This is a genomic window from Nonomuraea cavernae (assembly GCF_014646355.1).
GTDB lineage: Bacteria > Actinomycetota > Actinomycetes > Streptosporangiales > Streptosporangiaceae > Nonomuraea > Nonomuraea cavernae.
In genome coordinates, this window is the sequence record NZ_BMNH01000001.1 from 826,242 (window position 1) to 847,481 (window position 21,240).

Sequence of the window (21,240 nt, forward strand, 5' to 3'; positions counted from 1 at the left end):
GGGTTGCACCTACGAAGTCTTGGTTCTCCCGGTCGTGACCGGCTGCCTCGGTGGCGAAGGCCAGGCTCACGCTGATCAATCCTCGTCGTGCCGGTACAGCGCATCCAGACCTTCGCTTGGTTGCGCGACGTCCCGCCTCCGGGGCCTCCCACAGGACCGACCGCGTGATCTCAGCGAACAGCTCTGAAATCATCCGCTCTCTGCAGGACACGTGTGGTGTCGGATGCACACCGGTCCTGCAGAGAGGAAGTGGGTTCGTGCGACCACCTGACGACAGGCGTCGCCGTTTCGAGGATCTGTACCGGGCCAACCATGATCCGGTGCTCGGGTACGTGGTTCGGCGGACGTCGAACGGCCATGACGCGGCGGACGTCTTCGCCGAGACCTTCCTGACCGTATGGCGCCGGCTGGATGACGTGCCCGCGGGCGAGAAGGCGCGCCCGTGGTTGTTCGGGGTCGCGCGGCGGGTTCTCGCCAACCATCACCGCGGTGAACGGCGGCACACGGCGCTGACCGCCCGGCTGGCATCCGAGCTGAGCGCGATTCAGCACCTGAGGGAAGAACCGGCCGACATGGACGCCCTGGCCGAGGCATTCGCGGAACTGTCCGACGGCTACCGGGAGGTGCTGTCGCTGGCCGACTGGGAGGGGCCGTCCGCCGCCGAGATCGGCATCGTGCTGGGGTGCTCGACCACTGCCGTACGGATCCGCCTGCATCGGGCCCGCCGCCGTCTGGCCCGCGCCCTCTTGGAAGACCCTCCGCGACGTACGGCCCGCGCGCAAGTACAGGAAGGAGACCCCGTATGACCAAGATCTCGATCGGCCGCCTCAACCCCGTCACCGACGACGAAGTGGCCGCGCTGGTGAGCCGGCAGTCCCGGGAAGAGCTGGCGGAGCACATCACGGCGACCACCCCGGAACCCACACCCCGGTCCTGGTGGCGGCGGCGCCTGCTCGTCGGCCTTCCGCTCGCGGCGGCGATGGCTGCCGCGGTGGTCGCAGTCTCGTCCGGCTGGGTCGGACCGCAGCGTGCCGAGGCGGCGGCCCTCTCCTTCCAGCGCGAGGGCGGATACCTGATTGTCCGGGTACAGGACCCGGTCGCCGATCCCGAACGCTACCAGGAGGAGTTCCGGCAGCAGGGAATGGACATCGACCTCGAACTGGCCCCCACAAGCCCGGACCGGGCAGGTTCGGTCCTGTTCATGGAGGACGGTGACGACCCGGCCGGCCGGATCGAGACGATCGAGGGCCCGTGCGGGGAACTCGCGTGCGGGGTGGCCGTCAAGGTGCCGGTGGGCTACCGAGCGCACGCCAGCATCGTCTTCGGCCGCGCCGCGCGGCCAGGGGAGATGTACGAAACGGGTCAGGGGGACGAGCCGGGCGCAGGCATCGGCCTGCCCGGCATCGACAAGTACACCGTGGCCGAGGCGGTCGCCATTCTCCGCGCGCGTAACGTGCCCATCGAGTACCGCTACAGTTTCCTGGGTTCCGACCGGCCGTACCCGAACGGTGTTCCCGCCGACAAGGTCGATCCCGGCTGGTACGTCCACGACGGCCTGGTCGGCTCGGAGAACCAGGCCATCCTGTTCGTCGGCCCGGAACCCGAGAATTGATGCGGCGCTCAGCGGGCGGGTCTCCTCAGGGCATCAATCGCGATGAACGTCAGCCCGTGGCCAGTGCGACGAGCCATGCGATGCCCAGTGCCACGGGCACCGAGGCCAAGGCCAGGAGGATCGAATATCCACAGCCGCCGCTCCCGTTCACCCGCTTGGCGCGGGTGAGCCCTTCGCCAGGCCCTCGCCACAAAGGTCTCGGCTCCAGGATGAGGTAGACGAACACCCCGATCTGGCCGACTGTGAACAGCCAGAACCACGCCCACCGGTTGGCGAGACGTGGGGTGAAGCGCAGCATGGCGAGGAAGGCGAGCAGCCAAGGGACGGAGACCCACCAGCCACCTGAAATGCCGAAGGGCCAGTCGGAGGAGACGCCGATCCGAGAGGACGACGTCGGCTGCTGTACCACCAAGGACGGCTGAACAGACGCGCTGCCCAAGTCCGTCGTGAGGCGCGCGGTCGTGTACGGCCCCGCGAAGTCCGCGATCCGGCCCTCGACCCGCCGCCAGGCGAAAGGCGACTCTGACCACACCAGAAATACCAATTGGTCTGAGTCGTCGACTTCATAGGTGATCCGGTCGACCTCCCCGGCCAGCATCACACTACGGAACTGCTCCAAAGTCCGAGAAGAGGGCAAGGAAGAGGCGCTGGCCACGGCCAGTCCTCCGAGCAGGGGGAACAACAGCACCAACCGGACCACGAAACCGGTTCTGTAGAGGATGCGGGTGACTAAGTCAGAGCTCACATCACATTCCTACCGCAATGACTGATCCCGATAACGGTAGAAGCGGGCGGTGTGCCCTTCGTCCGTGTGCAATCTCGGGGGTGGGTCACATGGCCACGGCCACCGCGCGATCATTCGCGGTTTGTGGAGCCTCATGGCTGCACCATGGTGCGCGATCATTGAGTGATGAGAGCACGAGTGGGCGCCTTCCGATGGCCTGACCTCGAACTTGGGCACAGTCTCGACGAACCCACCCATGCCTGTGAGCTACTGGAGATGTACGTTGGCCCGCAGGGAGAGCAGGGCGAGGAACGGTTCCAGCTCACCGTCTGCACCCCGTCGGCCCTCGCCGATCAGCTGCACCATCATCCCTTCCTCGTCGGCCGCCACTGGCTTTTTGTGCCCGAGTTGCGTCCCGCCGAGGTGACCAGGTGGCTGGTGTCAGGCAGATATTCCACTCTGATGGCGTGGCGGTTCTGCTCCTTTCCGTAGACGCAGTAAAGGTCGTCGGGTACGTGCCGACGCTTTTCGTCGCCGGGCGATGACCAGGCTTCGACCGTGGAGGGCTCGGCGTCGCGGAGCCAGCCGACTTCCGCGACCGGCAGCGACTGACTTTTCGTCAGGCAGAGGTCAATGCTCGAGGCGTAGCACGGTCAGGCAATTCCTGCGTTCTGCCGAGAAGCCAGAAGGTCATCGAGCTCGGCTTGTTGCTCGCTGCTGAAGGCGCGCCTGGGAAGGAAGCCCATGAACTGCCTACCTGCGAAGAACAGCCAAAACTCGGTGCCGGTCACGATCCGTCCGAACAGCGACCATTTCACCGTGGTGGTGGACTGGTCGGTTCGGCACTCGTACCCATCGTCGGTCACTCGAAGTGTGGTCGACACGCAGAGGTGGATGAGCTGCCGCTTGCCGGTGCGTCGGATCGACGAAGTCCACCATGCCGCCTTCGTCCGTGTGGTGCCACATCATTCTGGGCTCCGCGTAGACGCGCAACGCCGTACCGCATGAAGCCGATCTGGTGATCTCGTGAAGGGAGCCAGGGCGATCGGCGGGCCATCAAGGGGGGCGACAGCGGGCGGTCAGCTGAGGGCGGCCCGGGAGCGGGCGATCTGCTCGCGGGCGCGAGCGGACCAGACGTGTTCGTTGAGCGGATCGAGCCGGTCGAGGCAGGTGGTGAAGTGGGCCAGCGCCGCCCGTTCGTCCCCCCGCCACCGGCTGATCTCGCCCAGCGTGTAGGCGATCAGCGCCTGCCCTCGCGTGTCTCCGGCGTTCACGAACATCTCCGCGCAGTGGGCGAGCATGCCGGTGGCGGTGTCGTGGCGACCCAGCGCGGCCTCGGCCTGGGCCTGCCGGTGCAGCGCCAGTCGTTCGCCGCTGCTCCATCGCAACTCGCGGCAGAGGTCGAGGCTGGCCCGGTAGTGGCCGATCGCCTCCTCGACGCGCCCCGTCTCGTAGCAGGCGATGCCGAGGGCGCGCAGGAAACGGGCCCGGTGGATGGCGCTGGAGCCGGCGCTGTCGTCCTCGAGGTGGGCGAGGGCTCGGCGGCAGGTCGTCCCGGCGGCGTTGTAGCGGCCCAGGTAGAACTGGACCCCGGCGATCTCGGTCCACGCGCTCAGCAGGCCGTGCCCGTCGCCCAGCGCGTGGAACCGCTCAGCGGCCAGGGTGGCGGCGGCGAGCGCGGAGCCCAGGTCGGCCTCCAGGGTGGCGGCGACCCCGAGCAGCGCGTACGCCGCGGCGTGCCGGTCCCCAGCCTGTGAGCAGCGGCTGAGCAGGTGGCGGAACTCGTCCGCGACCGCGCTGGCGCGTCTGCGATCCACTTCGGCGTCGGCGCGTACCAACCGCAACCGCGTCTCGGCGACGGTGTCGCCCGCCGCGGCGGCGGCGCCGGCGGCCGCCCCCAGCATGCGGACGGCGTCGTCGTGGAAGCCGCGCACGACCAGGAACGGCGCCAGCGCGTAAGCGAGTTCGGCCGCCTCCTGGACCAGCCCGCAGTGGGCGGCGGTCTCGGCCACGGTGACGAGCACGCCGCGCTCCGCCGCCAGCCAGGCGCCGCCCTCCGGGCAGGGCGGCGTCCGGGCCGTGACGCCGGGCGGCGGCGGGGCGAAGGCGAGGGGCAGCTCGCGGGCGGCGTCGGCGGCACGGGCGCGGGCCTCGGTGGCGACCCGGCGCAGCGCCGCCGTCCGGCATTCTCTGCTCTCCTCGGCGAGGAACAGCTCGGCGGCGAAGCCGCGCAGCAGGTCGTGCATGCGGTAGCGGGGCCGGGCCGCGGCGTCGGCCTCGCCGGCGGTGATCAGCCCGGCGACGGCCAGCTCCTCCAGGGAGCCGTCCACGTCGTACGCGGTCGCATCCGCCAGCGCGGCCACCATCCAGGCCGCCACGCCGTCGGCGGCCACCGACCCGAGCAGCCGGAACGCGCGCCGCGCGGGTGCCGACAGCGTCGCGTAGCTCGCCTCGAACGTGGCGCGGACATCCAGGTGGCCCGCGTGCAGCTCGTTCAGCGCCGAGGCGTCGGCGAGCCGGCGCGCCAGCTCGGCCAGCGGCCAGGCCGGGCGGGCGACCAGCCGCGCCCCGGCGATGCGCAGGGCGAGCGGCAGCCGCCCGCAGGCACGCAGGATCGCCTCCGCCGACTCCGGGTCACTCGCCACGCGGCTCGCCCCGGCCACGCCCGCGAGCAGGTCGTGGGCATCGGCGGGCGGTGGCACGTCCAAGGCGTACGTGATCGCGCCGGGCATCGCGGACAGCGGGCCACGGGAGGTGAGGAGGACCGCCGATCTGGGCGTGCCCGGGATCAGCGGCTGTACCTGGGCCTCGCCGGCCGCGTCGTCCAGCAGCACGAGCACCGCGCGGTCGGCGATCCTGGCCCGGTACATCGCCGCCCGCTCCTCTGTGGAGGAGGGCACGCCGGCGGAGTCGACGCCGAGCGCCCGCAACAGCTCCGCGAGCAGGTCGGACGGGTCGCGGGGCGACGCCGACGCGTCGTGCAGCCGGACGAACAGCTGACCGTCGGGATACCGCTCCCGTACCAGGTGCGCGACATGCACCGCCAGCGTGCTCTTGCCGACGCCGGGCGGCCCCGACACCGTCACGATGGCCGGCGCCGCCCTGCCGCCGTCCAGCGCGGCGACCAGGTCGCGGGTCTCGGTCTCGCGGCCGACGAAGTCGGCGATGTCGGCGGGGAGCAGGCAGATCCCCGTCCACGCGGGCTCCCGGGCCGCCTCCAGCGCGGGGGCGGGGACGGGAGCGTCGTCGAGGACCGCCGCGTGCAGGTCACGTAACTCCTGGCTGGGTTCCACGGCCAGCTCGGCGACGAGAACCGAGCGGGCCCGCTGGTACGCCTCCAGCGCCTCGGCGCGCCTGCCCGCCCGGTGCAGCGCCAGCATGAGCCGGTGCCACAGGCGTTCGTTGAGCGGCGTGGCCTCCACCAACGGGGTCAGCTCCCCGACGAGCTCGTCGTACAGGCCGAGCCGCAGGCGTACGTCGATCCAGCCGAGCCGGGCGCTCTCCCGGCGTTCCTCCAGCTCGGCGATGCGCGCCTGCACCGTCGCGGCCAGGGTCACGTCCTCAGCGGGCCGGCCGCGCCACAGCGCCAGCGCCTGCGCGAACAGCCGGTTCGCCGTGGCGGGCTCTCCGCGCGCCGCCTCCAGCCGGGCCTCCCGTACGGCCTCCTCGAAGGCGAGCACGTCGAGCCGGTCGGGGCCGAGGCTCAGGCGGTAGCCGTGTGGCACGGTCTCGACGTCGATCGCGGCGCGGCGCAGCGCGGTCAGGTACGTCTGCAGGTTCGGCAGGGCGGATCGCGGCGGGTCGTCCCACACCGAGGCGATCAGCCGGTCTCTGGTCAGGACGGTGTTCGGATGGAGCAGGAAGACGCCGAGCAGCGCGCGCGCCTTGGCGGCCAGCCGGATGGGCCGCCCCGCGTCGGCGACCTGGACCGGTCCGAGGATCGCGAAGTCCACCCTCGTCTCCCCGGCACGGTCAGCGGTCGGTCCTTGTATGGCGACCATATGCGGTTTCTGTGGGCCAAGAGAGGAAGTTGATCGAAACATCGAAGCATCGGAAGGAGGTGGACGAGGTGAAGATCGAGGTTCGCAAGGTCGAGGCCGTCAAGGCGACCCAGTTCGTGACCTGAGGCACCGCCTCTCAGCTGGTCGGGAGGCGGTGCGGCCGCCTCCCGACCGACTCCGTCCCGACGAGCGATGCGGATGAGCGATGCAGGTGATGTTGAAGGAGTGCGCGTGGGAATCCCTCGGCGACGAACTGGTGGTGGTCCACGACCCGCGCGAGGCGTACACGCTGGCTGATCCGGACGGCCGGATCGCGGCGCTCCTCGACGAACTGGCCCGCGGGCCGGCCACCGCGGAGCAGTTGAGTGCGGCGCTGACCGCGCGGGGCGTCGCCGTCACGGGGGACGACGTCCGCGCCGGGCTCGCCGGGCTCGACTCCCTCGGCCTGGTCGAGGACGCCGCCGAACGCCTGCTGGGCGACCCGGACGCCGATGAGCGGCACTTCTCCAATCTGACGTTCTTCGGGGCCTTCGCCCGGCTGGACAGGTCGCGAGCGGAGTTCGTCCGGCGGCTGCGCGACTCGCACGTTCTCGTGCTCGGCGCGGGCGGCGGCGGCTCGTCCCTGGTGCAGTGCCTGGCCGGGCTCGGCGTCGGCGCGCTGACGCTGGTGGATCGCGACGACATCGCTCCGCGCAACTTCGCCCGCCAGTTCCTCTACCGGCACGCCGACATCGGCCGGTCGAAGGTGGAACGCGCCGCCGAATGGGTGCGCGAGTACGACCCGGGCATCGAGGTCCGCTCCGTGGACCGGTGGATCTCGGGCCCGGACGACCTCAAGGACCTGACCGGGGACGTTCACGTGATCGCCGGCGGCCTCGACGGCGCGCCCGACGCGAACCTGTGGGTGAACGAGGCGGCGCTGCGCGCGGGCGTCCCGCTGGTCGCCGGCGGGATGACTCGCACCCAGCTCATCTACTTCTCCGTCGACCCGGGCAGTAGCGCCTGCCTGCGCTGTGACGAGTCAGACCTGCGCCGCCCGGACGGACGCACGACCGCGGCGGTCGCGCAGCGGCTCACTCGCGGGCTGCGGCTCGCCAACGGCCTCACCGGGCCGATGGCGATGCAGGTCGGATCGCTGGTCGCCTACGAGGTCATGCGTTATCTGACCGGCGTCGAGCCGCCGCGCGCGGCCGGGGCCCGCGTCGTCCTCGACCTGCTGAACGGGCTCGTCCCCGTGTGGCAACCGTTCCCCCGCGACCCGGGCTGCCCGGCGTGCGCGCTGGCCAGGCGGTGACCCCCATGACCGGCAGGGTCCGGCTGCGCCCGCTCACCGTGGTCGAGGAGGGCGACGAGGCCCTGGTCGGCGATCCGGCCACCGGCGCCTTCGTGGCCATGCCCGCCGTGGGCGGAGTGGTGATCTCGGCGCTGCTGCGCGGCGCGACCGAGGAGGAGGCCGCCGCCGAGGCCGAGGCGTTCGCCGGTGAGCCCGTCGATGTGCCGTCGTTCATGGCGACCCTCGCCGAGCTGGGCTTCGTCGACGATCGGCCGGACGTGCAACTCCGGGTCGTGCGCACCGCGCCGATCCAGATGCGGCGCTGGATGGGGGGCGTGAGCCGGCGCGTGGCCCGCCCGTTCTTCGGCCGGGTGGCCTGGGCCTGCTACACCGCCCTCGCCCTGTTCTGTCTGGCCGTGTTCGCCGCCTCGCCGTCGCTGTTCCCGAGCCCGGCCCAGGACGCGTTCCTGCTCGACGACGTCGGGCTGAGCGCGTTGCTGCTCATGCCGTTCGTTCTGGCGTCGACGGCTCTGCACGAGTGCGGGCACTGGCTGGCCGCCCGCGCGATCGGCATCGAGTCCCGGTTCGGGGTGGACCGGCGGATGATGCTGCTCGTCCTGGAGACCGACCTCTCGCAGATGTGGACGGTGCCGCGCCGCCGCCGCTACGGGCCGCTGCTCGGCGGGATGGCGGTGGACGTGGTCCTGCTCAGCCTGCTGCTGGGCGCGCGTCTGCTGATCCGGCAAGGGGTGTGGTCGCCGGCTCCCGTGGTGGACGCGACGCTCGCGGTGTGGGTGTTCGTGAAGCTGGCGGGCCTGCTGTGGCAGTGCATGGTCTTCCTGCGTACCGACCTGTACGCGGTGCTGGTCAACGCGCTCGGCTGCCGCGACCTGTGGCGGGTCAAGAGCCTGCTGCTGCGGCGTGCGTTCGGCAGGCTCACCCCGGCGCAGGCGGCGGAGCTGCTCGCGGCCTCGCCCGCCGACATACGGGCCGGGCGGTGGTTCCGTTGGGTGTGGCTGGCCGGGTTCGCCGGGGTGCTGGCCTGGTTCGCCTTCTTCGTGGTCCCGGTCGCGGTCGCCGTGCTGACGTGGGCGGCCGACGGGCTCCTGCTCGGGCCGTTCAGGCCACAGTTCTGGTATGCACTGCTGTGTGCCGCACTGCTGCTCGGCCCGTACGTCCTGGCCCTCTCCCTGGCCGTCCGGGAGTATGCGCGGCGGTAGGCCCGCCAGGGCTCGACTCGCGCCTCAACGCCGCCCGTCGCGATGGAGGACGTCACCGTGGCCGAGCGGCTGGAGACCAGGCCTCCGGTTTGATCACTCCGCCGGCGAAGGTGCTGTGGGCAGCCAACCGCTCCCGCAAGAGCCGCTCTTCTCGCGCGGGCGGCGTTGTGGCGGACTCGTCACCATCAGGCAAGCTCATTGCGGGCGGGAGCGGATGCGTCGGCGCACCAGGATGATCAGCCCTAGCTGGAGGATGAGCATCACCAGTGCGATCAGGCCCGATGCGACGGACAGCTCTTCCTCCGAAAGCCCGCCACCACAATCCGTTATGTTGCCTCCCTCTGATACGACGCAGTCGCGTCCCAGGACCGACGCAACGATGAACCAGTCGGCAAGCAGAACGGGAGCCGCGCCCAGAACAAGGGCCGGCATGAGGTACTTCGCCTTGCCGCCTGCCGGGTTCATCTTTGCCGGAACAGGTTCGAGACGTCTGCGGTGAGCATGGGCAAGCGGATCGTCCGCGATGCGGCCTTGACGTTCTTCATCCGGTCGCGGGTGAACGGGTATCGGCGCCCTTGGCGCATCCGGTCATCCGTCTCGTCATGAGGTTCGTCTTCCTGAAGCAAAGGGATTTCCAAACATGATCCGATGGAGAACCCTCGCGCGGAGGGATGCGTCGTGAGGGGCATGAGACATCGACTACTCGTCGTGCTGCTTCTGCTGGCAGGGGCCATTATGGTCGCTCCCGGTACGGCATGCGCCTGCTCCTGCGTTCCTCTCCAACCGGCCGAGCAGGTGAAGATGGCGGCGGCCGTCTTCACCGGGACGGTGATGGCCGCTCGCCGGGTCGAAGGAGACCCGCTCGATCCCCCGCCACCGGTCGTCTACACCTTCCGGGCCGACCACATTTACAAGGGGAAGTCGAGCGCCGAGTTCGAGGTGGCCACCAACGCCGACAGCGCCGCGTGCGGATACGACTTCGTCATCGGCTCCCGGTACCTGGTGTTCGCCACCATCAGCGAGTCGGGCCTACTCGCGGTCGACCCGGGCGTGGCACTGAACACCTCGCTCTGCGCGGGGAATCTGCTGATCAGCCCGGGGGACGCCCCATTGGGTACCGGAGGCGGCCTGCCGAGCGGGGAGCCGCTCACCGTGGAACTCATCACCGCTCTCGGTACGGCGCACCGGGCAGACGCGAAGATCGGAACGTGAAGGACGAGCTACGGAGCTTGTCCCACCAGCCTGGCCCCCCACAGCCGATCGCTGACGTGACTGGGGCCCGCGTGTCACCCGATCGGGTGCCGTTGTTGCCGGCCGAGGCGAGCGGCCTGATCACCGTCTCACGGCGTCCGGCGGTCTGTCGCCGACAGCGTGAGACGGACAGGTGAACGAGCCGGCCTGGGGCTTCGCCGCCAGGCCGGCCTGACCCGAGTTTCAACACGAAGCAACGTCGAACGACTCTTCCGTCGTCGAGATCGACCTCTCCACGCCCTGACAACCGGACGGGAACCCCGGAGATCCGGACAGGGCACGCCCGGGCGCGTTCCGGCCAAGGCCTCGAACTGCTTCGATCCTGATCAGAACCAAGAGAGGCCGTACGGGGTGACCGCCCGGTGCGTGCGATGAACCGGGCCAGGATCAGCAGCGGACATTGACCGGCAATTTCCCAGGGCGGCCCGAAAATGTCCGGCGGCGGTCCTGGTGACGTCCGGTCTGTTCGTCGCGAGATGAACTCATCCAACGGGGCGGCTGGGGGCAGGCGGCTTTGCCGGGCCCTTGGCCTGCAGGAAATCGGAGAGGGCCGTGGCATGAATGTCACAGAGCAACGCTGGCATGTCCTGATGGCGCACCGGCCGAGGCTGCTGGCCTTGGCGTCGCGTATGGGGGCGGGGGCGGAAGCGGAGGACGTCGTCCAGGACGCGCTGCTGCGCACCGCCACCTTCGCCGGCCTGGTGGAGGAGCGGGCGTGGCCCTTCCTGGCCACCGTCGCGGCGCGACTGGTGGTCGACCACCACCGTCGAACGGCCCGCGACCAGGTGTTACGCCACCACGCGGCGCTGATGCCGCGCCCCCACGGCTTCGAGGACGTCGTGGCCGACTGGGACGAGGCCCGGCGTGCGGCAACCCTGATCGCGCGGCTCGACCCTGAGATCCGCCACCTGGTCCGCCTGCGGATGGAGGGCGCGACCTGGGTGCAGATCGGGGTCGTGCGCGGTGAATCGGCCGCCGCCGTCGAGATGCGGTATCGCCGTGCGACGGCCTCCGTACGGCGGGCCATGAACCGCCCGGCCGGAAATCGGAGATGAATTTTGTCGAGCTCCCCGTCCAGGACCGTACTACTAGTGAAAGGTCCATTCGCTCAGGCCGATATGCGATTCTTTGTGAATCGCGGAGAAGGACAGCCATGAAAAGCCTGCGAAGGCGTATTCCACTCGTACGACATGCGTTTGTTCTGCTGCTTGCGGTCGCGCTCGCCTGCTTGACGCTCGCGCCCGCGGCGGGAGCGGAGAGCACGACGTCCCAGAAGGTCTCGTCGTCCCCGGCGGACCCGGACACCGAACTGGCCACCACGGAGAACGGCGAGGAGCCGCTGGACACCATCGCCCCCGAGGAGTATCTCGCGAGGCTCGCCCAGAACGGCGTCATCGTCTCCGCGGAGGAACGGTCCCGGATCATGGCGAGTTCCTGCTGGATCTGGACCGCTTACCGGGGAGGCAAGAACCGCGTAGGCCAATGGCTCTGGAAGTATTTCCAGAGGATGGACTACTGCCGTGACGGCTCCCGGATCACCAGTGCCCACTGGTACACCAGGTGGGCCGAGGTCTACATGGTGGGCTGGTCGTTCAAGGGCCACGAGTCGCTGACGAGCAACGGCGGCCGCGGATCGACCCAGTGGCGCAAGCGGACCCAGGGCGTCTTCTGCCTTGTCCCCTACGTCTCATGCATCCAGGAGTCCCACCCCTGGGTGGACATGACCGTCTACGGTAACGGCGGATCGTCCTTCAGCGCCGGCGGCTGACGCCGGACGCGCGAGTGCGCCGGCCCGGGTTCCCCCGGGCCGGCGCCGACCGTGGCACCGAGCCTTATGATCTTCCCCGGAACCGCGACGGCGAGACCCCGGCCCATGCCACGAACGCCTGCCGTAAGGACTCGGCGGAGGCGAACCCGCACCGCCGGGCGATGGCCGCGACCGGCTCACGGGTCGCGGTGAGCAGCTGGGAGGCCGCTTCGAGGCGCGTGTCGCGAACCAGCCGCGAGGGGGTCCGGCCGACGCACTCGACGAACAGCCTGCTCAGATGCCGCTCGCTCACCCCGGCGAGCGCGGCCAGGCGGGCGACGCTGAGATCCCCGTCGACGTGGCTGGTCACGTAGTCGATGACCCGCCGGACCAGGGCCTGGTCAGCGTGCGGAATCTGGTTGAACAGGCTCACCTGCCCCTGATCCGCGGGACGTCTCAGGTAGGTGACCGTGCCCATGGCCACGCGACGGGCGAGCTCGGCCCCGTGGTCCTCCTCGATGAAGGACAGCGTGAGATCCAGAGAAGCCGTGACCCCGCCTGATGTCGCGACCGCGCCGTCCCGGACGAAGACCGGCGTGGGGTCGACCCGCACCTTCGGGAAACGGGTGGCGAGCCGTCCGGCCTCGTACCAGTGCGTGGTGGCGCGGCGGTTGTCGAGCAACCCGGCGGCGGCCAGCACGGTCGCCCCGGTGCACACCGACGCGACCCGACGCGACAGCCTGGCGAGCCGCACGACCTGGCTGACGAGCCGAGGGTTGGCGGCGGCGGTCTCGTGCCCCTGGCCACCCGAGACGATCAGGGTGTCGATCGGACCGCCCATCGTGTCGATGCGGCCCTGCCCGGGCAGCTCGAGCCCGGAGTCGCACCGCACGGGCCGGCCCATCGGGGTCGCGAACACCACTTGGTACGCCGGGTCGGCGCCCTGCCGGTTGGCGAAGTCGAAACCGGTAGTCACACATGCGACGTCGATGAGCTCGATGCCGTCGAAACCTATGACGACGACCAGCCGCCCCACCATGGCAACACCATACGGGTGGGCAATGGGGATATGCGACAGGTATTTCAGCGAGTGGAGATCTCGTGATTCATCGGCGGTCGCGCGCAACCACGCGCCGGAGTGCTGAGCACCGTCACGTACTCGTCGTGGACATACGCCATGTCCCGCACGAACTCATAGCGCAGGCTCGGCTTGTACGTCTTGTCACCCGATTTCGGTCGGTGCGGCAGGCCGAGCCGGTGACCCGCCATGGTTGATCGCCGTTGAGGAGGGTCTGTGTGTACTTCCGGTCGTCGTTCTGGAAGGTGTAGTCGAACGCTATGGCGAAATCATAGGAGGCGTTGTCGGCGTTGAAGACGATGTCCAGCGGAGTGGAGCGGTCGTTCGCCGCGACAGCCACTCCATGGGCGCGGAAGAAGGGCATGTCGGTGGGCGGGCGGCGCTCGTCGCCGAGGTCCGTCGTCGAGGAGAATACGCGCGGTATGGGGTCGGGCCAATCGAGGTCGAAGAAACATGTGATGACCGTCTCCGGCTCCCGACGGCAGATAGAAGACCGCGCCGGTGGCGATGCGCGACTTCCGGAGCCGGGTGACCCGGATGGCTGAGATCGACAGGGACCGCGAGCTGGTGTTCTCGATTTGTATGGCTATGGCCATGCCGGAGAGCGCGTATCCCCCGTAGCGCATCTCCGTCATCATCCCGGCGGGAAACGCCTTTTGCGGAACGGGCGTTCCCGAGGGGCCGAGCAGCGCGTTGAACCTTTCGATCCGGTCCTTCTCGGATGCCGGGAAAGCCACGTCCCGGCGCGTCAGCCCGCCCGCCACGACGAAGGCCACCACTGCCAGGGCGAACCATGCCAGCTGCGCCTCCCTGGGGCCTTCCACCTGGTTAGTGGCCACCCCGCCGGGGGAGCCGGCGTAACGACGTCGGGCGTGCGGCGCCATGAAAGGCGATCGCAAATCTTGGTCAACTGTTCAGAACAGAGCTGCGCCCCGAGGATTCACCGCGCTCAGCCATGTTTCCCTATTGTCGGCGATGCCGACAGGTCTTCGTCACCAATAGGACAAATGTCCATTTCTGTATAGGGGTGGCGCGATGGGCTTTCTCTCTAGAATCGTCGGCGGCGTCGGGGCCGCTGTGTTCGCGGGAATCACGCTGGTCGCGGTGCCCTCGTCAGCACAGGCGATGGCCGGCCCGGCGAGGGTCCTGGTCGTTCCGTGCGACGCGGCCGCGCTCGCCGCGGCGATCCGGGCGGCGAACGGATTCGGAGTCGCCAGGCTCCTTCTCGCGCCGTACTGCCTTTACAACTACGCCACCGCGAACGCCCCCGGCGTCGCGCTGCCGGTCGTCACGGGCGACACCACTCTGGTGGGCGGGTCGAACACGAGGATCAGGCGTGACCCGAGCGCCTCCGAGGCCTTCCGCGTCCTGGAGGTCGCATCAGGAGCGACGCTCCGTGTCCAAAGGGTCGCCATTCTCGGCGGAAGCACGGCGGGCCTCGGTGGTGGAATTCTCAACGCGGGCACCGTGGTTCTGGAGCAGGCCACCCTTTCCGGCAACAGCGGATCGAACGGTGGCGCGTTCGCCAACAATGCGGGCGCCAAAGCGACGATCTCCCGCAGCCGGCTCAACGCGAACTCGGCGACGAGCGTCGGAGGCGGCGCGATCATCAACTTCGGGACGCTGACCGTATACCGGAGTGCCTTGACCGGCAACAGCGCGCCGATCAACGGCGGGGCGCTGAACACCCAGCCGGGCGGCGTGTCGCACCTCATCTCGAGCACCGTGACCACCAACACCTCCGGCGGCCTGGGAGGAGGCATCTCCAACCTGGGCACCACCAAGCTCGACCGTGTCGTGGTCGAGGGGAACACGGGATCCGGAGGCGGTGGAATCGCCACCGGAAACGCCAATGTCGAGATCCGGAACTCGATTGTCCGTAACAACACCCCCGATAACTGCAGTCCGCTGAACACCATTCCGGGCTGCGTCGGCTAAACCGTCGGCCGGCGCAGAACGAGGGCTCGGTACTGGCCCGACGACAACACCTGGGCCAGCGTCACAACGAGAACGACACGGGGGAGTCGGGGGGCCGATGGTTCCTGCGCTCCAAGCCCGAGTTTGGTTCCTCGCGATTCGCGCCGTTCGGGCTGATTAGTATCGGGCCATGCCGTTGAGCGCGAGCGACGTCGACCGGTTCGAGGCCTCCAGGCCGCGCCTGGAGGCCATCGCCTACCGCCTTCTCGGCTCCGCCGGGGAGGCGGAGGACGCCGTGCAGGAGACGTTCCTGCGCTGGCACGCCGCCGACGTCGACCGCATCGAGGTCCCCGAGGCCTGGCTGACGAAGGTCCTCACCAACCTGTGCCTCAACCAGCTCAGCTCCGCGCGGGCGCGCCGCGAGACCTATGTGGGCCAGTGGCTTCCCGAGCCGCTGCTCGCCGGGGACCCGATGCTCGGCCCGGCCGACACCGCCGAGCGGCGCGAGTCGGTCTCGTACGCGGTCCTCACCCTCATGGAGCGCCTGTCCGCCAACGAGCGGGCGGTGTACGTGCTGCGGGCGGCCTTCGACTACCCGCACCGGGAGATCGCCGAGATCCTCGACATCACCGAGGCCGCCAGCCAGCAGATCTTCCACCGAGCCAAGAAGCACGTCGCGGACGGCAAGGCCCGCTCCGCGATCGACGAGGCCGCGGCCCGGCGGATCGTCGAGGAGTTCCTGGCGGCCGCCACCAGCGGCCAGATCGAGCCGCTCGTGCGCCTGCTCGCCAAGGACGCCATCTCGATCGGCGACGGCGGCGGCAAGGTCCCGGCACGCGCCAAGGCGTTCGAGGGCGCCGTCGCGGTCGCGAAGTTCCTGCGGGGCCTGTTCGCGCCCGGCGAGGCCAAGCGCGCCCTGATCGGCGGCGCGCCCGAGGTCTACGCCTGGACCGCCAACGGCGACCCCGCCGTCCTGGTCGTCGTGGACGGCCGAGTCGTCGGCGTCATGTCCCTGGAGGTCACCGCCGAGGGCATCGCCGCAATCCGCAACCAGGTCAACCCGGACAAGCTCGAACGTGCGACCGCGCGCTGGGCGACCGCCGACCACGGGGCGCCCCTGTTCCACGCCTTCTGAGCGCCATGTGAGGTGCTTCACATCGCGTTCCTGTCAGGAAACGGCGGGCCGGCCGGTTCAAGTGGCAAACCCGCGCAAGACAGGAGCAAGGAAATGCAACACCGCATCGTCGTCCTCGGAGCCGGGTACGCCGGAGCCGTCGCCGCCGGCCGCCTCGCCAAGCGGCTCCACCGCGAGGACGTCGCCATCACCCTCGTCAACGCCGAGCCCGACTTCGTGGAGCGCGTCCGCATGCACCAGCTGGCGGCCGGCCAGCGCCTCAAGCCCCGGCCTTTAAGCGAGATGTTCGCGGGCACCGGCGTGGAAGTGAGGCTCGCGAAGGTCACGGGCGTCGACGTCGATCGCCGGACCGTGGCCGTCATCGACGCGAACGGCGCCGGCGAACTCGCCTACGACACGCTCGTCTACGCCCTCGGCAGCGGGTGGAACGCCCGGAACGTCCCCGGAACCGCCGAGCACGCCTATGAGATCGCCGGCCGTCCCGGAGCGCTCCGGGTGCGCGAGCGCCTGGCCCGCCTCGACGCCGGGCAGACCGTGGTCGTCGTCGGCGGCGGTCTCACCGGCCTGGAGACCGCGACCGAGATCGCTGAGGCCCGCCCGGACCTCGACGTCGCCCTCACCTCCCGCGGCGGCCTCGGCGACTGGCTCTCGCCCAAGGGGCGCGAGCACGTGCGGAAGGTCTTCGGCAAGCTCGGGATCACCGTGCACGAGCACGCCGACGTCACCGGCGTCGAAGCCGACCGCGTCGCCACCGCTGACGGCAGGGCCATCCCGGCCGCGGTCACCGTGTGGACCGCCGGCTTCGCGGTCCACCCGATCGCGAAGGCGACCGCCCTGGAGGTCAGCGGCACCGGCCAGATCGTGGTCGACGGGACCATGCGCTCGGTCTCGCACCCGGACGTGTACGCCGTCGGCGACGCCGCCCTGGCGATGGGCCCCGGCGACAAGCCGCTGCGGATGTCGTGCGCCTCGGGAAGTCCGACCGCGTGGCAGGCCGCCGACGCGATCGCGGCCCGCCTGACCGGCGGAAAGCTCCCGAACACGCCTATCCGCTACTTCAACCAGTGCGTATCACTGGGCCGCAAGGAGGGCTTGATCCAGTACGTCACCGCCGACGACCGCGCCGTGCGGGCCGCCCTGACCGGACGGCTCGCCGCCGTCTACAAGGAACTGGTCTGCAAGGGCGCCGCCTGGGCCGTCGCCAACCCGACGCTCGGGCTGCCGACCCGGCGCCGCCGCGTCGCGCCGGACCGGGCCTCGATGGGCTCAGCCGTCGTGTGAACGAATCAGGCGGCTCCGTCCTCGGAGATCGAAGGAGCCGCGAGACGCGCGCAAAAAACACAAATCGCGGCGAACCTGAATTCATTGGCCCTACAGTTGGATCATGGCCTCACGTGTCTTGATGTACTACGAGGAGGTTGGCGCGCTGGCCACCTCAGTGACTCAGGCGAACAGCGCGCTGGCGAAAGCAGGGGATGCCTTGACCAAGGCATCTGACAACCCCATCGCGTCCAGGTCGCAGTATTTTCCTGGCTTCAACGCGTTCGGCAACACGCCCGCCGCAAAGGAAATGTCCGGCTTGTTTGGCAGTGTCAAGGAGGCCGGCGGCACCGCCGCGGATCACCTGCGCATGGTGTTGGATGAGGACGTCATCCGACTGCGGGACGTGATCCGCTCCTTCAAGGAGACTGATCATGAAGAGGCCGACCGGATCAATGCGACGCTCGGCCGGCAGACGCTGAGCGTATACAGCACCCACGTCCATTCCACCGGCAGCGAAGAAGTGCGCCCCCCGGTCCTGCACGGCGAGGAAAACCCTGGAAACGATGCCGCGGCCGACGACCATGTTCGAGCGGGACAGATCGATAAGTTCCACCAGTTGTTCAACAAAAGCCCGGGGGTTGTCGGGGGCGATTTCAACGTGGAATCCAATGCGGGAGACCGGTCCGCGGAGGCCATGAAGGGCTTCGAGGAAGACGGTCATCGGATTGACGCGGGCCGGCTCAACGACGGGGGCACCTCTGGCGGCGGCAGGCACATCGATTATGTGATCACCGCTCCCGGGATCGTGGCCCAGAATCCGGAACGCGTCGACGGAGGATCCTCCGATCACGACGGCCAGCGCGTCGACATCACCGTCCCGCGTTGGTGAGGCTCGTCCGAAGGATCAACTGCCCCCGAACGTGATCTCGATTTCCACCGCCTTCCTCGCGGTACCGTCGGTCACATACCCGCCGTCCGGGGTTCTGATGAAGTCCCCCTCTGCGGTCAGATCGTGATTGTCGACGTACTGCGATGAGTCGATGGTGCGGCCGTGACGTACCGCGACGGCATTGCCGAACGGCTCGTACACGCCGTTCGGCAGCCAGCCGTCCCCCCAATATGGAGATTTCTTCGTCTCGCCGAAGTGGACCGTCCAGTCGTCTCCGGTGCGCTTCTCCAATTCCCGCTCGAGGTTCTTCGCCTCGGTGCCCGCTATCTCTTGAATGGTGACGACATCGATGTTCTTGTCGGCGATGGTCTGCGCGACGTCCGGGATATCGTTCTGGTCGGTGCCTTCAGGATTCTTGGGGGAGTTCTTGTATCCCATGCCGATGTTCATGTTCAGCATGCCGATGGTTCGCGGCTTCCAGGCTTTGGCGATGTCGGCCAGCGTGGACTGCGCCGACTCAAGCTGCCCGCGCTTTTCGGCTAGTTTCTCGTCCACACGCGATCGAATCTGTTTCGCGACATGGACGGCGTCGCGCACCAGTCGCGCCTGGGTGGCGTCCGCGGGATAGAAGGACAGCGGCGTGCCCTGCCTTGACGGCACACCGGAGATCTTTTCGGCTTCACGCGTCAGTAGGTCCTGGTTGGTCCGGAGGATCTCGGCTGTCTGCTCCAGCAGATCCGCGACCTTGCCCGCTGTCTGGGCGAGGTCGTCCAGTCCGCCGCCCACCTTCCTTCGATGATTGTCGTATGCGCTCGCGGTCCTTCCCAACCACCCGGTGCCGATGACCCGTTTCGCCGCGCCGCTGATCTGGTGGTCGGTCGACGCCGCGGCCTTCTTCAGGCCTCGCCACGAGCGCGCTTGCTCGTCCAACGCGTCCGGAGCCGCCCCAAGGACCCACAGGGAGGGATCCACGGCGATTGAGATCGCTTCATTCTCCGTGCCATCGAGCGGATGGGTCAAAACGGAACTCCTCAGTTGTTCGTTGCTATAGCTATAAGAGGCGTAAGCAGCAGTTTGCTGCGTATCAGCAGATGCGTCAGAGTTAAGGTCAGGTGGGCAGCCTAGTAGAAACATGGGTGTTTTGCATGCGCATTGGTGCTGATATGTGTGTGTTGTCCCGGGGCATGCTTGACGGATCAATCCCACGACATCGGTGACGGGTTCTGTTGTCGGCCAGCCTGTCGTGCGTTGCGGCGTCTGGACGCGGATCGAGCCCGGTGGATGATCAGGGGTGACCTTGCTCTCTGGCGAAGAACTCGAGGAGTTCGGGGGCCAGGGCCTGAGGGGCCACGTCGTGAGACTGGCCGGGGAGGAGCCGGTGGCAGGCGGTGGGGATGGTGCGGGCCACGGCGGTTCCGGCCTTGCGCATCCAGGCGGGGCTGTCACCGCCGTTGAGGACGAGTGCGGGCTGGGTGAGCGAGGCGGCGATGGCAGTGGGGAGGCGGTTCGCGGGGCTCATGATCTCGGCCTCATAGGCGAGGGTCCGGGCGATGGCCTCGAGGTGTGGCCAACTGGCATGGCTCCGCATGCCGGCGACCGCGTCGGCGGGGACCTCCGCGGCCCGCACCATGAACAGCTCGACCGCGTCGCCCGGCCGTCCCGCCTCGATCAGCGTGGTGAGGCGGGCGGCGAAGTCGTCCGGCAGGTGAGGGGCGGTCGAGTCGACGTGGTACGGCGGCTCCCACAGGGCCAGGCAGGTGATCGCGGGCAGGCGGGCGGCGGTGATCGCGGGCAGGCGGGCGGCGGCCTCCAGTGCCAGTGCGGCGCCGGAGGACCCGCCGAAGACCATGGCGCGGTCGCCCGTCGCGGTGATGACGGCGGCAAGGTCTTCGATCTCTCGCTGGACGGCGTAGGGGCGGGTGTCCCCGCTGCCGCCCCGGCCACGGCGGTCGTAGTTGACCACGGTGAACCAGCGCGAGAGGACCCGGGCGACCTCGGCGAGCGTCGGATGGGACCGGTCGGTGATCGCGCCATGGACCAGGACGACCACCGGTCCCGCGCCGAGGCGGTCGAACACGATGCTCGTGCCGTCGGCCGACGTCGCGGTCCCGGTGACCATGGTGGGGATCGTCATGTCAGCTGCCCGGAGCCGCGATGCACAGAGCGGACCAGTGGTGGCCGTCAGGATCGGCGAAGTGACGCTGGTAGCGTCCGCCCGCGGTGACGGGTTCGCCGAGCTCCTCGGCTCCGGCGGCCACGGCCTTGCCGAGCAGCTCGTCCACCTGCTCCTGGTCGTCGAGGCCGAGGACCAGGATCGCCTGGGTGGTCTTGGCGGGGTCGGCGACCTCGTTCCTGGCGTAGCCGGCGAAGGTCGGCTCGGTCAGCAGCATGATCTGGGTGCGCTCGCTGACGATCACGGACGCCATGTCGTCGGTCATGCCGAAGTAGTCGAAGCCGAGTGCGGTGTAGAAGCTCTTGGAGCGGTGGAGGTCCTTGACGGGCACGTTCACGAACAAGGCAGGAGCGGACATTTTCAGCGTGATCTGGCGTGGAACCCTGGGCGTTCACGCCTGGGAGGAAACGACAGCGCGGGAGGGCCGCCAAGGCCCGAGCGGTGCGGTGACCGGTAGGCCGTGGAGCGGCTCAGCCCGGGCGTTCTTCGTTTCCTATCCCGGTGGCATGGGGTTGGCGATAATGTGTTCGAGGTGAAGCTGGTGGTGCAGGTCAGGCTGCTGCCGACGCCTGAGCAGGCGGCGGCGCTGGAGGCGACGTTGCGCGTGGTCAACGACGCGGCCACCTGGGTCTCGCAGCTCGCCCACGACCGGCGGGTGTTTCGCAATTACGATCTGCGCAGGCACGTCTATGGGCAGGTCAAGGACAGGTACGGGCTGGCGGCTCAGGCCGCGCAGCATGTCATCAAGAAGGTCGCCGACGCCTACGCCACCCTGCACGCCCATGTCCGCAACGGCAATCTGGGCAGGCCCGGCTCCGCCCGGCGTGAGCGGGTGCTGGCCCGGCCGATCGTGTTTCGCCCGGGCGCGGCCCAGCCGTTCGACGACCGCTGCCTGTCCTGGCGGATGGACGCGCGGACGGTGTCGATCTGGACCGTGGGTGGGCGGATGAAGGGCGT

20 protein-coding genes and 1 pseudogene are annotated in these 21,240 nt (G+C 69.2%); 13 read left to right on the plus strand and 8 right to left on the minus strand.

Going from position 1 to position 21,240, the window contains the following annotated elements; translation table 11 throughout:
* The first annotated feature begins 257 nt into the window (after positions 1 to 257).
* Positions 258 to 806, plus strand: coding sequence for an RNA polymerase sigma factor (locus IEY82_RS03890; RefSeq protein WP_189122493.1), 549 nt, complete (start codon positions 258 to 260; stop codon positions 804 to 806).
* Positions 803 to 1,612, plus strand: a complete 810-nt coding sequence (locus IEY82_RS03895; protein ID WP_189122494.1) for a hypothetical protein — start codon at positions 803 to 805, stop codon at positions 1,610 to 1,612. The genes IEY82_RS03890 and IEY82_RS03895 overlap by 4 nt, the downstream gene beginning before the upstream one ends.
* Before the next feature lie 49 nt (positions 1,613 to 1,661).
* On the opposite strand, the gene IEY82_RS03900 is transcribed toward IEY82_RS03895, so the two are convergent.
* The gene (locus tag IEY82_RS03900; RefSeq protein WP_189122495.1) at positions 1,662 to 2,357 is read right to left on the minus strand and encodes a hypothetical protein; all 696 of its coding nucleotides are present in this window, start codon (positions 2,355 to 2,357) and stop codon (positions 1,662 to 1,664) included.
* Positions 2,358 to 2,522: 165 nt separating this feature from the next.
* On the opposite strand from IEY82_RS03900, the gene IEY82_RS03905 reads away from it, so the two are divergent.
* Complete coding sequence (locus tag IEY82_RS03905; protein WP_225262122.1) at positions 2,523 to 2,828, plus strand: Imm8 family immunity protein; 306 nt, start codon at positions 2,523 to 2,525, stop codon at positions 2,826 to 2,828.
* Positions 2,829 to 2,989: 161 nt separating this feature from the next.
* Here IEY82_RS03905 and IEY82_RS03910 read toward each other — a convergent pair whose 3' ends face one another.
* Positions 2,990 to 3,220, minus strand: a complete 231-nt coding sequence (locus IEY82_RS03910) for a YcxB family protein (RefSeq protein ID WP_189122496.1) — start codon at positions 3,218 to 3,220, stop codon at positions 2,990 to 2,992.
* Between the two features lie 195 nt (positions 3,221 to 3,415).
* Positions 3,416 to 6,289 carry an AfsR/SARP family transcriptional regulator gene (locus tag IEY82_RS03915; RefSeq protein WP_189122497.1) on the minus strand — a complete coding sequence of 958 codons (2,874 nt, stop codon included), beginning with the start codon at positions 6,287 to 6,289 and terminating at the stop codon, positions 3,416 to 3,418.
* A 253-nt stretch (positions 6,290 to 6,542) separates the two neighbouring features.
* Here IEY82_RS03915 and IEY82_RS03920 point away from each other — a divergent pair, with 253 nt between their 5' ends.
* Together IEY82_RS03920 and IEY82_RS03925 are read left to right on the plus strand one after the other, a co-directional pair.
* Positions 6,543 to 7,631 carry a HesA/MoeB/ThiF family protein gene (locus IEY82_RS03920; protein ID WP_189122498.1) on the plus strand — a complete coding sequence of 363 codons (1,089 nt, stop codon included), beginning with the start codon at positions 6,543 to 6,545 and terminating at the stop codon, positions 7,629 to 7,631.
* Between the two features lie 5 nt (positions 7,632 to 7,636).
* Complete coding sequence (locus IEY82_RS03925; protein ID WP_225262124.1) at positions 7,637 to 8,830, plus strand: hypothetical protein; 1,194 nt, start codon at positions 7,637 to 7,639, stop codon at positions 8,828 to 8,830.
* Positions 8,831 to 9,025: 195 nt separating this feature from the next.
* Here IEY82_RS03925 and IEY82_RS03930 read toward each other — a convergent pair whose 3' ends face one another.
* Positions 9,026 to 9,295, minus strand: coding sequence for a hypothetical protein (locus IEY82_RS03930; protein WP_189122500.1), 270 nt, complete (start codon positions 9,293 to 9,295; stop codon positions 9,026 to 9,028).
* A 336-nt stretch (positions 9,296 to 9,631) separates the two neighbouring features.
* On the opposite strand from IEY82_RS03930, the gene IEY82_RS03935 reads away from it, so the two are divergent.
* The 3 genes from IEY82_RS03935 (at position 9,632) to IEY82_RS03945 (ending at position 11,849) form a co-directional block, all read left to right on the plus strand.
* Positions 9,632 to 10,042, plus strand: a complete 411-nt coding sequence (locus IEY82_RS03935) for a hypothetical protein (RefSeq protein ID WP_229697535.1) — start codon at positions 9,632 to 9,634, stop codon at positions 10,040 to 10,042.
* 596 nt (positions 10,043 to 10,638) lie between these two features.
* The gene (locus IEY82_RS03940; RefSeq protein WP_225262126.1) at positions 10,639 to 11,136 is read left to right on the plus strand and encodes an RNA polymerase sigma factor; all 498 of its coding nucleotides are present in this window, start codon (positions 10,639 to 10,641) and stop codon (positions 11,134 to 11,136) included.
* A 173-nt stretch (positions 11,137 to 11,309) separates the two neighbouring features.
* Positions 11,310 to 11,849: a hypothetical protein gene (locus IEY82_RS03945; RefSeq protein WP_189122502.1), complete on the plus strand. Its 540-nt coding sequence runs from the start codon at positions 11,310 to 11,312 to the stop codon at positions 11,847 to 11,849.
* A gap of 64 nt (positions 11,850 to 11,913) precedes the next feature.
* On the opposite strand, the gene IEY82_RS03950 is transcribed toward IEY82_RS03945, so the two are convergent.
* On the minus strand, positions 11,914 to 12,867 hold the full coding sequence (locus IEY82_RS03950; RefSeq protein ID WP_189122503.1) for a GlxA family transcriptional regulator: 954 nt from the start codon (positions 12,865 to 12,867) through the stop codon (positions 11,914 to 11,916).
* Positions 12,868 to 13,941: 1,074 nt separating this feature from the next.
* On the opposite strand from IEY82_RS03950, the gene IEY82_RS03955 reads away from it, so the two are divergent.
* The 4 genes from IEY82_RS03955 to IEY82_RS03970 all read left to right on the plus strand — a co-directional run bounded on the left by IEY82_RS03955 (position 13,942) and on the right by IEY82_RS03970 (position 18,110).
* On the plus strand, positions 13,942 to 14,844 hold the full coding sequence (locus IEY82_RS03955; RefSeq protein ID WP_189122504.1) for a hypothetical protein: 903 nt from the start codon (positions 13,942 to 13,944) through the stop codon (positions 14,842 to 14,844).
* 169 nt (positions 14,845 to 15,013) lie between these two features.
* The gene (gene sigJ, locus IEY82_RS03960) at positions 15,014 to 15,958 is read left to right on the plus strand and encodes an RNA polymerase sigma factor SigJ (RefSeq protein ID WP_189122505.1); all 945 of its coding nucleotides are present in this window, start codon (positions 15,014 to 15,016) and stop codon (positions 15,956 to 15,958) included.
* 93 nt (positions 15,959 to 16,051) lie between these two features.
* Positions 16,052 to 17,239, plus strand: coding sequence for an NAD(P)/FAD-dependent oxidoreductase (locus IEY82_RS03965; RefSeq protein ID WP_189122506.1), 1,188 nt, complete (start codon positions 16,052 to 16,054; stop codon positions 17,237 to 17,239).
* Positions 17,240 to 17,342: 103 nt separating this feature from the next.
* Entirely contained in the window at positions 17,343 to 18,110 is a 768-nt protein-coding gene (locus IEY82_RS03970; RefSeq protein WP_189122507.1) for an endonuclease/exonuclease/phosphatase family protein, read from the plus strand.
* Positions 18,111 to 18,125: 15 nt separating this feature from the next.
* Here IEY82_RS03970 and IEY82_RS03975 read toward each other — a convergent pair whose 3' ends face one another.
* From IEY82_RS03975 to IEY82_RS03985, 3 genes are all read right to left on the minus strand, one after another.
* A complete protein-coding gene (locus IEY82_RS03975; RefSeq protein WP_189122508.1) occupies positions 18,126 to 19,130 on the minus strand; it encodes a hypothetical protein in 1,005 nt (334 codons plus the stop codon).
* 265 nt (positions 19,131 to 19,395) lie between these two features.
* A complete protein-coding gene (locus IEY82_RS03980; RefSeq protein WP_225262128.1) occupies positions 19,396 to 20,244 on the minus strand; it encodes an alpha/beta fold hydrolase in 849 nt (282 codons plus the stop codon).
* Between the two features lies 1 nt (position 20,245).
* Positions 20,246 to 20,641 carry a VOC family protein gene (locus tag IEY82_RS03985; RefSeq protein ID WP_189122509.1) on the minus strand — a complete coding sequence of 132 codons (396 nt, stop codon included), beginning with the start codon at positions 20,639 to 20,641 and terminating at the stop codon, positions 20,246 to 20,248.
* A 174-nt stretch (positions 20,642 to 20,815) separates the two neighbouring features.
* Between IEY82_RS03985 and IEY82_RS03990 the strand changes: the two are divergent.
* A pseudogene (locus tag IEY82_RS03990) lies at positions 20,816 to 21,240 on the plus strand (RNA-guided endonuclease TnpB family protein); the annotation flags it as partial.